At 44.6% G+C, this 12,399-nt stretch carries 11 protein-coding genes; 4 read left to right on the top strand and 7 right to left on the bottom strand.

The genetic code is table 11. The annotated features are described in order from the left end of the window. Positions 1-26: 26 nt before the first annotated feature. Positions 27-764, top strand: coding sequence for a flavin reductase (locus tag DOZ58_RS08410; protein WP_111887900.1), 738 nt, complete (start codon positions 27-29; stop codon positions 762-764). Positions 765-801: 37 nt separating this feature from the next. Here the strand turns inward: DOZ58_RS08410 and DOZ58_RS08405 are convergent, their stop codons facing one another. The 5 genes from DOZ58_RS08405 to DOZ58_RS08385 form a co-directional block, all read right to left on the bottom strand. After that, positions 802-3,459: an ABC transporter permease gene (locus tag DOZ58_RS08405; protein ID WP_111887899.1), complete on the bottom strand. Its 2,658-nt coding sequence runs from the start codon at positions 3,457-3,459 to the stop codon at positions 802-804. Positions 3,460-3,472: 13 nt separating this feature from the next. Then, a complete protein-coding gene (locus tag DOZ58_RS08400; protein WP_111887898.1) occupies positions 3,473-4,138 on the bottom strand; it encodes an ABC transporter ATP-binding protein in 666 nt (221 codons plus the stop codon). A 114-nt stretch (positions 4,139-4,252) separates the two neighbouring features. Further along, positions 4,253-5,170: a sensor histidine kinase KdpD gene (locus tag DOZ58_RS08395; RefSeq protein WP_111887897.1), complete on the bottom strand. Its 918-nt coding sequence runs from the start codon at positions 5,168-5,170 to the stop codon at positions 4,253-4,255. Continuing rightward, positions 5,157-5,840: a response regulator transcription factor gene (locus tag DOZ58_RS08390; RefSeq protein WP_111887896.1), complete on the bottom strand. Its 684-nt coding sequence runs from the start codon at positions 5,838-5,840 to the stop codon at positions 5,157-5,159. Before DOZ58_RS08390 ends, DOZ58_RS08395 begins: the two co-directional genes overlap by 14 nt. 204 nt (positions 5,841-6,044) lie before the next feature. Continuing rightward, positions 6,045-7,121, bottom strand: a complete 1,077-nt coding sequence (locus DOZ58_RS08385; RefSeq protein ID WP_111887895.1) for a DUF1611 domain-containing protein — start codon at positions 7,119-7,121, stop codon at positions 6,045-6,047. A 303-nt stretch (positions 7,122-7,424) separates the two neighbouring features. Here DOZ58_RS08385 and DOZ58_RS08380 point away from each other — a divergent pair, with 303 nt between their 5' ends. Genes DOZ58_RS08380 through DOZ58_RS08370 form a run of 3 tightly spaced genes read left to right on the top strand, consistent with a single transcriptional unit; the run spans position 7,425 to position 9,252 of the window. Next, positions 7,425-8,084 carry a TetR/AcrR family transcriptional regulator gene (locus DOZ58_RS08380; RefSeq protein WP_111887894.1) on the top strand — a complete coding sequence of 220 codons (660 nt, stop codon included), beginning with the start codon at positions 7,425-7,427 and terminating at the stop codon, positions 8,082-8,084. Next, entirely contained in the window at positions 8,053-8,322 is a 270-nt protein-coding gene (locus DOZ58_RS08375; RefSeq protein ID WP_204355495.1) for a DUF2087 domain-containing protein, read from the top strand. The genes DOZ58_RS08380 and DOZ58_RS08375 overlap by 32 nt, the downstream gene beginning before the upstream one ends. A gap of 6 nt (positions 8,323-8,328) precedes the next feature. Next, positions 8,329-9,252: an alpha/beta hydrolase gene (locus tag DOZ58_RS08370; protein WP_111887893.1), complete on the top strand. Its 924-nt coding sequence runs from the start codon at positions 8,329-8,331 to the stop codon at positions 9,250-9,252. Between the two features lie 112 nt (positions 9,253-9,364). On the opposite strand, the gene DOZ58_RS08365 is transcribed toward DOZ58_RS08370, so the two are convergent. Beyond that, positions 9,365-10,819 carry a sigma-54-dependent Fis family transcriptional regulator gene (locus tag DOZ58_RS08365; RefSeq protein WP_111887892.1) on the bottom strand — a complete coding sequence of 485 codons (1,455 nt, stop codon included), beginning with the start codon at positions 10,817-10,819 and terminating at the stop codon, positions 9,365-9,367. 129 nt (positions 10,820-10,948) lie between these two features. Next, on the bottom strand, positions 10,949-12,364 hold the full coding sequence (locus DOZ58_RS08360; RefSeq protein WP_111887891.1) for a trimethylamine methyltransferase family protein: 1,416 nt from the start codon (positions 12,362-12,364) through the stop codon (positions 10,949-10,951). Between the last annotated feature and the right edge of the window lie 35 nt (positions 12,365-12,399).

Below are 12,399 nucleotides of genomic sequence, written 5' to 3'. Positions count from 1 at the left end.
GTAATTCTAAGAAAGTGGTGAACTAAATGAAAAAATGGCGATGCACAGTATGCAACTATGTACACGAAGGTGATACTCCACCGGATAAATGTCCGATTTGCGGAGTAGGACCGGATAAGTTTGTCTTAATCGAAGAGTCAGAAGCCGTTGAGTCTGCTAAAGAAAAAAAATGGCGCTGTACTGTTTGTAATTATATCCATGTGGGTGAAACCCCTCCCGATGTCTGCCCGGTTTGCGGCGTGGGCCCGGAAAAATTTGTGCTGGTAGAAGAAGTCGAGGATGGTTTAACCGACAAAAAAAGAGATGCCCTCCAAACCTTATTATTTAATGTCAGTTATGGTTTATATATTGTTTCTTCTGTTAAAGATGAGAAACTCAATGGCATGGTTTCCAATACCTTTATCCAGGTCACCAGCACTCCCTTAAAAGCCAGTGTGTGCTTGGGAAAAGGAACCTTGACGGCAGAATATGTCAAAGAATCGGGCGTATTTGGCGCTTCAATTTTGGGGAAAGACAATTTTGATCTGATTAAACACTTTGGTTACCAGAGTGGTCGAGACGTGGACAAGTTTAAGACGCTCAGCTATATTACCGGCAAAACCGGATGCCCCGGCTTACTAGAAACATTGTGCTTTATTGAATGTGAAGTAGAGCAGACCATCGATCTGGGAACCCATTACATGTTTATTGGCAAGATTGTTGATGGGGACGGATTCAGTAAAGAGGAACCGATGACCTACGCCTATTATCACGCTAACCGATAGAAATTAAAAAGCCCCTGCAAACAGCAGGGGCTTTTTGTTACTCCGTTTCTCTTAAACGCTCAACAATGGAGCGTCGGGAAACCACATGGTATACAATCAACGGTACGGCAATGCCGAGTACGGTAAAGATTGGGGCCACCAGGAGGATCGGTAAAACGGTAAAACGATAGGTAAAAAACCAGAATAGATTAGACAGCACATTAGCCAGCAAGGGGCCGGCAGCAATACTGAGTAACAGTGATACGACTACCGCACCTAAGGAATAAAACAAGCCCTCCCAAATTAACATCGCTTTAAGCTGATGACCCGTCATACCGATTGATTGGAGCATGGCCAGCTCATGACGGCGAGTCAGAATGCCAGTTAAAATGGCATTGAGAAAGTTGAGCACTCCGATTAATCCGATGATCAAGCTCAGCACGCCTCCCAAGATTAGAAACATTTTTTGGAGTGTGTTAAACTCTGCCGCGTAAGACGCTTTACTCTCATAGTCGAACTGGGTTAACTGTACATTGGTCAGATCACTCAGGTAAGCCTCCATCGCAGTAGTGTCCCCATCGCTAACATCACAAGCGTAGTACATGACCTTGTCGGTGCCACTGTCCGAAATAAAGGTCTGATCGTTTAGGATAAATTCATCAGCACTATAATAGCGATAATTGAGTGATTTTGGTAAAGTGATCAGTGCCGCCACCTCGTAGTCAATATCCTGATAGGTTTTCGCCCGATACCGATAAGGCTGATCATCGGGAGGCTGATCAGGGTCTAAAATGGCACCCGTGTTGGGGTTATAATATTCGTACGTCTCCACATAGCGTAGGGTAACCGTATCGCCAAGCTTGGCCCAATGGGAATCCATTTTGGTGTTGCCATAGTCGTCGGTGTTATAAACAGCGGCGAGATAACGTCCGCCTGGTTCGTGAAGTTTTGACAAATCGCCTTGCAGGAGGGTCAGTTTATCAAGTGCGTAAGGCTCCATGCCGTAAAGCTGAGCGCGGTCAGCCAGTAAGCCGGCCTCATTTTTTTCCATAAAGGTAACCATATGATCCAGTGTTTTGGCGTCATTCCATGGGCTGTTTTTGTCACGAATATGGTCTGCGGTAACAAATTCTTCCACCGCACTGGTTTTGCCATAAACCCGGCCCCCAGCTACTATGCCAGGCTGGTTCTCCAGACTAACAATAACATCTTCGGGTAGTGCATGATCGCCATCCCAGTAATTCCCAACCTGAAAGTAACCGGCATCAGCCACAATAAAATCAGAAACCATATTCACCAGGTACTTGTCCATATCAAATCCGTTAGTAAAGGTAACGGTCAGATTGAGCAGCAACACCGCGAGTGCAAGAGAAGTCATTGTGATAGCGGTCTTGCCGGGGCTGCGACCGAGGTTTGCCCATGCCATTTTGAGTAGCGATGGTCCGGACTGGCCCTTACGGATCGTTTTTTTAGTCGTTGTGCCTTCGGTATAGCGAACGGCCTCCACAGGGGACACACTGGCCGCCAACCGCCCCGGCCGATGACAGGAGATCACCACCGTGATGAAGGCAAAAAGTGCTGAGCCTAAAAAAATAAGGGGACTGGCTGATACCGAATCCTTGACGACCCCATTGAGTTGGGACAAGATCACCGGAGTCAGTTTGATCCCGATTCCATAGCCAACCAGTAAGCCCAGAGGAATGCCAATCACAGACAGTAGCAGGGCCTGTTGGCGGATGATCCGCCGGAGCTGTGGCCCGGTGGTACCGATGGTTTTAAGCAGGCCGTAAAAGCGAATATCGTTTGACACCGAGATCGAAAAGATATTATAAATAATCAGATAGCCGGTTAAAATAATAATGAGCAGCAGACCCACGATGGCAAGGACGGTGATGGGGTCCAGACTGTCGGCAAGTTGCGAACTGGTGTAACCCCAGTTCACACCGGTTGAAATAAAATTATCCCCCTGCGAGCGGTTTTCATTTTGATAACCGTTATTTTTTAGGATTTCGTTGAGATGCTGTTCAATATTTTGCGAACGGTCAAGCATGACATCCATATTCCATGAACCGGTGATGCCATCGGCCCCAATCCTATTGCCAAGCCCGACTTGATCGTAGATCGCCTGGGTCCGGCTGAGGGGAATGAGGACATGGTTGGCGGCGATGGCCTCATCATATTCCCACCAGCCACTCAGGGTAAAGGTCTCGGTTACCGCGATACCATCCACATCAAAGGTCAGGGTAAAGGAGTTTCCCAAAACCGGTTCGACGCCGAGAAGTTCTAACACCCGGGTGTCGGTGGCGGCTTCGTCTGTGCCCTCAAGTGGTAAATGGCCAGCGATTGGGTCACAATACATCCAGTGGGCCTGATTTGCATCACTGTAACCAACCTCCACATGGGATTTAAGAAAAGGTGCCGTTTCTGGTATTCCCACAAAGCGACGAAGCCCATAGTCTTTGATCAGGGGATCGGTTTTAATTTCATCAAACTGCGCTTGGGTCATGTATTTGAAGGTACCATGATTCCAGCCGCCGCCCTGACGGAAGTTTGCCTCCTGGACGGAATGGTTAATCGACAAGGATACGGTAAACAGCGAAGTAAACAGAATGGTGGTTAAAGCAATGGCCAGAATAGCGATGAGGTTTCTTATTCGCGCGGCTTTCATGCTTTTAATACTCAGTGTCCGAATGGTTTTTTTGTTGGCGATATTCATTAGTTACACCTTCTTAACGCGCGACGATCAAGCCGTCTTCGATGCGGACGATGCGATCAGCCATTTGGGCAATTTCCTCGTTGTGGGTAATCATGACAACGGTTTGGATAAATTTCTGATTGGTAATCTTTAGTAGCCCCAGAACGTCCAGACTGGTTTTGGAATCCAGATTGCCGGTGGGTTCGTCAGCCAAAATAATGGCTGGTTTTGCGGCGAGTGCCCGGGCAATGGCAACCCGCTGCTGCTGCCCGCCGGAGAGGTTATTGGGCAGGTTCTGGAGCTTGGATTTAAGGCCCAGGGTATCGATGATGCGCTCAACATAAGCCGCATCGGGTCGGTTACCGTCTAATTGAATTGGCAAGATGATGTTTTCATAGACGTTAAGCACCGGAACTAAGTTGTAATTCTGGAACACAAAGCCGATCTTGCGACGGCGAAAGATCGTCAGCGCTTCATCCTTTAATGAAAAGATAGCCTGCCCGTCGACTGTGACGCTGCCACTGGTAGGGCGGTCCAGTCCGCCGAGCATATGTAAAAGGGTGGATTTGCCGCTGCCGGAAGTTCCGACAATGGCGATAAATTCGCCTTTTTCAACGGCCAGATTGACGCCGGCCAGAGCGTTTACGGTACTTTCGCCAGCACCGTAAATTTTTTTTAAATCAGTTGTCTCTAAAATCATAAATACCTCCAAAAATAAAATAAAACATTGAATCCTTCAACGCATAAACTTTATCATGGGTTTCTTTCCAGAATCTTTCCCGCTTGGAAGTAATTCTAACAGTTTTGTAAGAATTTAAACCGTCCGGGGTAAAAAAACCGAGAAAACGGAGCCGTCCCCCAGTGATGAAGCGACTTTAATGTAACCGCCCTGGCGGATTAAAATCTGGCGGGTTAAATACAGACCAATTCCCAGACCATCCTGTTCGCTGAGTGCGGGGGAACGGTAAAAGCGCGTAAAAATTTTAGCCTGATCGGTTTCAGCGATACCCATGCCGGTATCACTGATATCAATGCGGCAAAACATCTCATACTCCGTGACCAAAATTTGGATCTTGCCACCTGGAGGGGTATACTTTATGGCATTATCGACGACATTGCAGAGGGCTTCAAGGGTCCATTTGTAGTCAAACACGGCATCGCCATCGGTAACAGTTACGGTCAATTCAATTTCTTTTTGGGCGGCTTTCGGAGCTGCTTGTTGAGTCACTTCCGAAAGCATTGGGGCGATCGCTGCACAAGTCGGAAAAACGGTAAAAACGCCGGTTTCCAGCCGCGATAATTTGATTAAAGCGGTAATCAAGAAGTTCAGCTTCTCGGTTTGGCCCTGCAATGGCGTTAAACAAGCTTTACTTTCTTCCGGCAGTTCCTGTTCTGCCAGTAGCTGTGAATAGAGCATAATATTGGCAATCGGGGTTTTGGTCTGATGCGAGATATCGGCCAACAATTGCTTGATTTTTTCTTTTTCAGCGGAGACATTGCGGGCCGATACCAAAGAAGCGGTTAAATACTGGTAAAGTCGGCTTTCAACCGAAGAGAGCAGGCTTTCATCGAAATGAGCTTCGGTAAAGCTGCCATCCAGGGCGCGATCCAGCATGTGGTTAAGGGTTTTCATGATTTTGCGGGTTTTATGGCGTTGCAGTCGTACAATCATCAGGCTCAATAACAGGGTTGCCATCGCAACGACCAGCAGGATTAGGCTAAACGGATTCATCCGGTTTCACCACCCATACATAACCTAAACCGTAAACGGTTTTAATAAACGCGGTCGCATCCAGCTTGTCCCGGAGACGTTTAACCGTGACAGAAAGTGCATTTTCATCGACAAAATCGCTGCCGTCCGCCCAAATACGATCCATCAAAACCGTCCGACTGAGGGTTTGCCCCCGGTTTTCGACCAGCAAACGAAGCAGCTTTTGTTCTGTCTTGCTTAACTCCACGGCAGTGGTTCCGTGATAAAAATCCATTTGCGCAAAATCAAATTGATAACGGTCAATTATAATCGGTTTTAGCTCACTGGTGACCAGACGTCGCAGTTGTGCTTTTACGCGAGCCCGGAGGATTGCCAGGCTAAAGGGTTTGGTGATGTAATCATCGGCACCATCCTCCAGCCCCATTACCACATCGGCTTCGGTGTCGTTGGCGGTTAAAAGAATCACCGGAACGGCTTTGCCCCCCGTTTTAATTTGCCGAAGCAAATCCAGTCCATTGCCATCAGGAAGATTGATATCGAGTAAAACCAAGTCGGTCATACCGCAGGCAAGTTGTTCCTGCGCTGATTTTAAATCAAAACATGTCACAATTTGAAGCTTAGGATCTTTCAAAGCCAGGCATAAGCCACGGCTGAGATGACGGTCATCTTCGATAATTAGTAGTTGCTTCATCTATTTTTATAACCTCCAATTACACCTCATTTAATAAGTGTGATAATGATAACACAAAGAATTGTTTGTATCAATTTCCAATGGGATGGCGCTCCCATTTTGAAAACAGCGTCAAAAAAAGACGAACAGTTAAAACTGTTCGTCGCCATTACAAGAAATTTATCGGGTTCGTTTTTCTGATGAGATCGCCCATCATCCCGTTTTTTAGTTGGTGGTTTTTTCTTTTAACTCCGGAAAGGCATCAAGAACGGCCTTAACCAGCTTGTTGCAGCCATGGATTAAGGTGTCAGTTGTGGGTAGCCGATAGTCCTGTTCATAAGCTTTAATAGTATCTGCTACTTCGTTCTCGTTCATATCATCGTGATTAATTGTGATGGCAATGACCTTAGACTGTGAGAAGCGTTCAATCAGTTCAATTTCACTGGCGAGGGTGGGCATTGTCAGATAATCAAAATCGACCCGGTTTATTCGCTTGGGTGGATGCTGAACAATGATGCCGTCTGGTTTTCCGCCGCGGATGATGGCACAGGAGCTGATAAAAGCGGGATGACTGAGGGCACCCTGACCTTCTAGAATAATGACGTCCGGTTTTTCATGGATATTGGCTTCGACAACCGCATTTTCCAGTTCACCGGTCATAAACTCAGAGGGAATGGCGTCCAGAGCAATGCCGTATTTTTCACCCTGAATCAAGGAGGTTTGACCAGTCCCGATAAAGCTGGCCCGAAGTCCCCGTTCTTTCAGGGCGGTAATGAGTTTCATGGCGGTGGTTCGTTTACCGACGGCGCAATCGGTGCCAAGAATAGCGATCTTCGGTGTTTTCACATTTAGAATATCGCCAGTAAAGAGGTGCAGGTAGCGATTGGCAAGGGGCTTTCGGATATCATAAAGTTTAACCCGATATTTTTTGGCCTGTTGCTTAAATTCGGCATCTTCAGAAATAAATTCATGGAGACCATTAACAATATCCATTCCCAAAGACATCGCGTTGAGAAAAATACGTCGTTCTTTGATCGATAAGATGGCGTCTTTGGGAGCGATGCCATAAATGAAATATTTAGGTACTTCGGTTAATTGATCCATGGCTTCGGTAAGATCCCGATAGATAGGGATACCATTGTCAAACCCCTCGAGTACTTTTCCGGCATCCATGCCTGTTTTGGTGCTGTCTATCACACATGTGATCTGATATTTTTGAGAACGACGGATTAAACCATTAGCGGTTTTTCCATCGGATTCACCAAATTGACCTTCACAATAGAGTATAGCTTTTTCTTTCATAGACGAGTAGTCCTTTCGCGTGATCACGAACAGGAGCTTTACAATGCAAACGATTGTATTAAAGAGGAACGATAAAGAATGTTTGATAATATAAAGGCAGTTCAATATTCACTGCTTTAATTATACCACAGAAACCCTTAATTAAACGATTCCTTAAGAAAAACCAGAAATTAGACACATTTTCTAAGTAAACTCCAGTAGGATCTGGAACGGACTTTGATCAAAAATCAGACTTGTGTATTGACAAAAATTGTCCCAGATGATATATTGAATGCGTATTCAATATATCATCTGGGAGGGAATATGGCACGATCAAAGGAACAAAACGAGAAAATGCGCGAAACGCGCAAAGAAAAGATTCGCAACGCGGCACTATTACAATTTGTTAAACAGGGGCTGTTTGCCACTCGGATCCAGGATATTGCTGCTTGCGCCGGAATCGCCCAGGGACTTTTATATCATTACTATTCATCAAAAGACGAAATTTTTGTGGATCTCATTAATGACGCTCTGGATAAGACCATTGAAGCGTCCTATATGGTACGAGATATGGATACCGAGCCAGGTGAAAAAATTCGGTTTGCACTGGAGCGACTTGTTGAGACCATTGAGCACAGTCAGGCTTTTCTAGACACCTGCCGGTTGATTACGCAGGCAACCAATTCGACTGCCATTCCCAAGCAGGCTCAGGATCTTATTCAGCAAAAAAGGAACATCCCCTATCAGGTCATCGAAACCATTATGGAAGCGGGACAAAAACAAGGAACCATCGTCGCGGGCGATCCTAAAATGTTGTCAATTTTTTTCTGGACCAGTATTAATGGCCTGGCTATATATTATTCCACCAATAATAATCGGGAGGTAAAACTGGATTATCGGGTGATTGCATCAATGTTTTTGGTTAAAAATCAAAGGGAAGTTGAGGAAGAAAATGATCCAAAAAATCAAACCGTTTTTAAATGAAGAAGGGAAAATTACACAGATTCCTGCGAAGCAATCAAAAAAATTGCTGGTATACGAATACCTCGCAAAAAAGTTTGATGACGATCAGGAATATTGTGAAAAGTCTGTCAACCAGTTAATTAATTCATGGCATACCTTTGGGGATTGTGTTTTTTTAAGACGCGGATTAGTGGAAACCGGATTTTTATGCCGCCTATCAGATGGCAGTAAGTATTGGAGAAATAAAGAAAAGGAATAAAGTTACATGAGTATAAAAGCAAAAATGATGTACATCACCATAAAATACCGGCATCTTTTTAAAGGGCAGTTGCTTCCGGAAGTGATTGATAAGAACACCTCAATTGAAAAGCAGCGACAAGACTGTGATGAAACGGCTGAACGTTTTTTTAAACCAATCAAGGGAATCAGCTTTAAAGCCAGTGACTATCGGGAATTTTATGCAGAATGGGTTGAAATAGAAAACGCCCCTGAAGAAAAGGCAGTCTTGTACTTTCATGGCGGTGGATTTGTGATGGGCAATGCCAGATCGCACAGAAATATTGTGGGGAATTTTGTAAAACATTTGGGCATCAAAGCCCTTGTTTTTGACTATCGGCTGGCTCCGGAACATCCGGCTCCAGCCGCAGTCAATGATTCAGCAGCTATTTACTGTTGGCTGCTTGAACGGGGATTTAAACCAGAAAATATTGCTTTTGCAGGTGATTCGGCTGGCGGCGGCATTGCGTTAGCCACCCTGCTAAAATGTAGGGATGATGGCATTCCCTTGCCGGGGGTCTGTGCGGTGTTTTCACCGTGTACCGATATGACGATTTCTGGAGAGTCTCATAAAACCCGGGAAAAATCAGATCCCTGTACTCCCAAAGGAGCAAATGAGACCTATACTGGCTATTATGTGGGTGATGGCAACCCCAGGCACCCTTATGCGTCCCCGCTGTTTGGAGACTTAACCGGTTTACCACCGATTATCATTCAAGTTGGAAATAATGAAACACTAAGAGACGATTCAACCTGTTATGCAAAAAAAGCCAAAGAATCAGGTGTTGACATTCAGTTTAAAATCTGGAAAGGAATGTTTCATTGCTTTCCGCTGCTGGCACCGATGTTTCCAGAAGCATCCGAAGCCCTTGAAGAGGTTTGTCAATTTATCAGAAAAAAGCTAGAGCGTTGAGTTAAGGTAATTAAGCGACGGAGATAACGTTCTCCGTACAGATTAAGTTAAAAAAAGGTTTCCGCCAACATCCCGGCGGAAACCTGAGCATATCTTTTGCAACCGATCTTTTTTAAAATACATCATCAGCGGATTCTTTAATACCATGCAAGCGGATCTTATACTGCAGATTTTGACGAGAAATGCCCAGTTCTTTGGCGCTTTTTGAAATGTTTCGATCATTTTCTTGTAACACCTCGATTATCATTTGTTTTTCAATTTTGTTGAGGGTGTTCTTGAGGTTTTTATCATTGCTACTGGCGGCCAGATACTTTTCATAGATCTTTTTATCAGTGATCTTCTTTCGTAAATAGGAAGGCAACAGATCCGGGGTCAGGATGGTATCCTGGTATTGGGATAAATAGATGGCATGAGTAATGGCGTGTTTTAATTCGCGGATATTTCCCGGCCAGTCATGGTAAAGAAGAATCTCCTGAGCGGATAACGAAATGGTGAAGAGCTGTTTTCCCATGGCAGCCGCTTCAGTGGTTAAAAAGGTCCGGGTAAGACTGATGATATCCTGTTTCCGATCTTTGAGGGCCGGTAAATGAATCGAAAAAACGGCCAGCCGATAAAACAAGTCAGCACGAAGTCGATTTTCTTCGATCGCTTTTAAGGGGTCCTGATTAAGGGCACTCAATAGCCGGATATTAGCGGTTATTTCTTTATGGCCCCCCACCTTTCGGTATTTTCCGGTTTCCAGAACCCGAAGCAGTTTTGATTGAAGTTCTAAATTCATGGAATTGATTTCGTCTAGAAAGATGGTGCCACCTTCAGCTGCTTCCAAAAGACCAATAGTATCAATGGCACCGGTGAAAGAGCCCTTAACCGTTCCAAAAAGTGAGCTTTCCAGTAAATGTTCGGGAATGGCACAACAATTGATCGCTACAAAAGGCTTGTTAACCTGAGCACTGGCGTTATGAATGCTTTGGGCAAAAACTTCCTTGCCAGTGCCAGTAGGTCCGGCAATCAGAATCGGCGCCGCATTCTGAGCTGCAATCTTGGCATGGTGAATGCATTCTAAAAGATTGGGACTTGTTCCGATGATGTCTTTGAAACTAAATTGGGTGCCATTGTTTTTAATTTGCTGGGTATTCAAATCATTTTGTAGCTTCTTAATCGTGCTCGACATATGGATGTAGGCCGAAATATCCCGATAAATACAAATCGCAGCAGAAACTTTTTTGGGGTCTTTTCTTGAAAAAATCGGATAAGTACTACTGATCACATCGGCAACTTTTCCCGATGGGGAGGTATATTTAACATGCACATCCTGGACTTTTTCCCCGGTTTTTAAGACCAGGGATTCCATCGATTCATTTTCAAGATAATCATAGATGTCAGACATATTTTTGCCGATGACATCTTCACGTTTCATATTTTCGATCAGTTCACAGCCTTTTGAATAGCAGACAATTTTTCCGTCACTGTCAACTACATGGATACAGACATCTTCAATCCGCTCGACATCCTGAATGGGGAAAAACGTTTGGCTTGTCGTCATAATCGCTTCTTTTTCTGAGTTCATTTCACGGCCCTCCATTTCGGGGTTTGCTGACTTTGACAGTATAATAACACGAATTCCAAAAAAATTATAGAGGCAACCTCTATCCCGAGGTTGCCTGTTTATTTATAAAAAAGACTAAAATGACTGAATTTATAAATATTTTTGTTCGATTTTTTCAATTTCAGCAAGAATGGTCGGATCTAAAGTGGGAACGACGTGGGACTTAAGAATTGCATCAATTTTGGCATTCACCATTTCCATCACATCGGACTGATCGGGATTGACCATGCGTCGGGAAAAGAATTCCGGATACCAGATACTTCTGAAATTTTTAAGGGTGTGTTTTTCGTTTAGATAATGGCCGCCCTGGCCGACCCCTTTAATAACATCCATGGCCAGGGTTTTTTCGGTGACCTCAACACCCCTGGAATAAGCCGACAGCTGATCAATCATTTCATTGGCTAATACTACCATTGCCGGAGCCACCGAGTTACAATGATCTAAGACGCCGACATCGTGAATCAGATTAGCCTTGCTTAAGATGGTCGAGAAGAGTTCCATTTGGACTTCAGCGACTGACTGGGGATCAATGGTTTTAGCATCACTGCATCCAGCGGTTCCATAAAATGGCAGGTTATAGTAGTTAGCCAGTTCAGAGGCTGCAGCGATCGATTTATGGAATTCAGGGGCACCATAGGAGCCAATCGTGGTCTGCATATCAAAAATTGTTGGCATCGAACCGTAGATCATTGGTGCGCCCTCATTGACAGCCTGAGTAATGACGACGCCAGCCAGGATTTCGGCATTGTTTTGAGTTAAAGCCGCGGCAATCGAAAGGGGAGCAGTTCCGCCCATCATCGAATAAGGCATATAAACAACGGGAATCTTATTGGTTGCACTGATAAATAATTTTTCGGTGCTTTCGACCGGATGGGTCAGCGGTGGAATCGGCTCACAGTAATTAAAGATAAAGGGTTTTTCAGCCAGCTCTTTGTGTCCGCCAGCGACAATTGCGGCAATATCAATGATCTCTTGTAGTGAACCAATATCATTGGTAGAAAAGTTAATCGTTTTATCAAAGTTTTTTAAGGTTTCGATGAAAGTTATCTGTGATTGAACCTTGGGATCGACATCGGCACACATGCCCACCGATAGGACGAAACTGATATTGGATAAGGCACTGGCAATTTTACACATGTCCTTAATATCTGATTTAACAAAGGGACGGGCGGTGTTTGTTTTATAATCCAGAATTTCTAATTGATCGGAGTGCGTTCCAAAATAGACGTTATTTTGGCTGTTGATGACCATGCTTTTTTGGCCATCGCGGTTGTAAAGGGTTATTTCTTTGGGAATGGTGGCAAGCGCTTTATCGATAACAGCTTTGGGGAATTTGACCAGATCACCGTCAACCGTACAGCCGTATTTTTTTAAACAGTCAATGGTTCGCTCACCAGTAACCTGCATGCCAAAATTTTCCAGCAGATCCATGCTCTTTTCGTGAATCATTTCAATTTTGGTCTGATTCAAAACATTAAATTCAATATTTCTTTGTGTTGTTTCCATTGTAATCTCCTAAAATTTTATTTTGTTTAGATCCG

The sequence above is a fragment of the Acetobacterium sp. KB-1 genome (genome assembly GCF_003260995.1).
GTDB classification, from domain to species: domain Bacteria; phylum Bacillota; class Clostridia; order Eubacteriales; family Eubacteriaceae; genus Acetobacterium; species Acetobacterium carbinolicum.
This window is presented reverse-complemented; position numbering and strand designations above follow the sequence as displayed.

Coding starts and splice junctions, on each gene's coding strand:
- DOZ58_RS08410 (WP_111887900.1), top strand. CDS start 27: ATGAAAAAATGGCGATGCACAGTATGCAACTATGTACACGAAGGTGAT.
- DOZ58_RS08405 (WP_111887899.1), bottom strand. CDS start 3,459: ATGAATATCGCCAACAAAAAAACCATTCGGACACTGAGTATTAAAAGC.
- DOZ58_RS08400 (WP_111887898.1), bottom strand. CDS start 4,138: ATGATTTTAGAGACAACTGATTTAAAAAAAATTTACGGTGCTGGCGAA.
- DOZ58_RS08395 (WP_111887897.1), bottom strand. CDS start 5,170: ATGAATCCGTTTAGCCTAATCCTGCTGGTCGTTGCGATGGCAACCCTG.
- DOZ58_RS08390 (WP_111887896.1), bottom strand. CDS start 5,840: ATGAAGCAACTACTAATTATCGAAGATGACCGTCATCTCAGCCGTGGC.
- DOZ58_RS08385 (WP_111887895.1), bottom strand. CDS start 7,121: ATGAAAGAAAAAGCTATACTCTATTGTGAAGGTCAATTTGGTGAATCC.
- DOZ58_RS08380 (WP_111887894.1), top strand. CDS start 7,425: ATGGCACGATCAAAGGAACAAAACGAGAAAATGCGCGAAACGCGCAAA.
- DOZ58_RS08375 (WP_204355495.1), top strand. CDS start 8,053: ATGATCCAAAAAATCAAACCGTTTTTAAATGAAGAAGGGAAAATTACA.
- DOZ58_RS08370 (WP_111887893.1), top strand. CDS start 8,329: ATGAGTATAAAAGCAAAAATGATGTACATCACCATAAAATACCGGCAT.
- DOZ58_RS08365 (WP_111887892.1), bottom strand. CDS start 10,819: ATGAACTCAGAAAAAGAAGCGATTATGACGACAAGCCAAACGTTTTTC.
- DOZ58_RS08360 (WP_111887891.1), bottom strand. CDS start 12,364: ATGGAAACAACACAAAGAAATATTGAATTTAATGTTTTGAATCAGACC.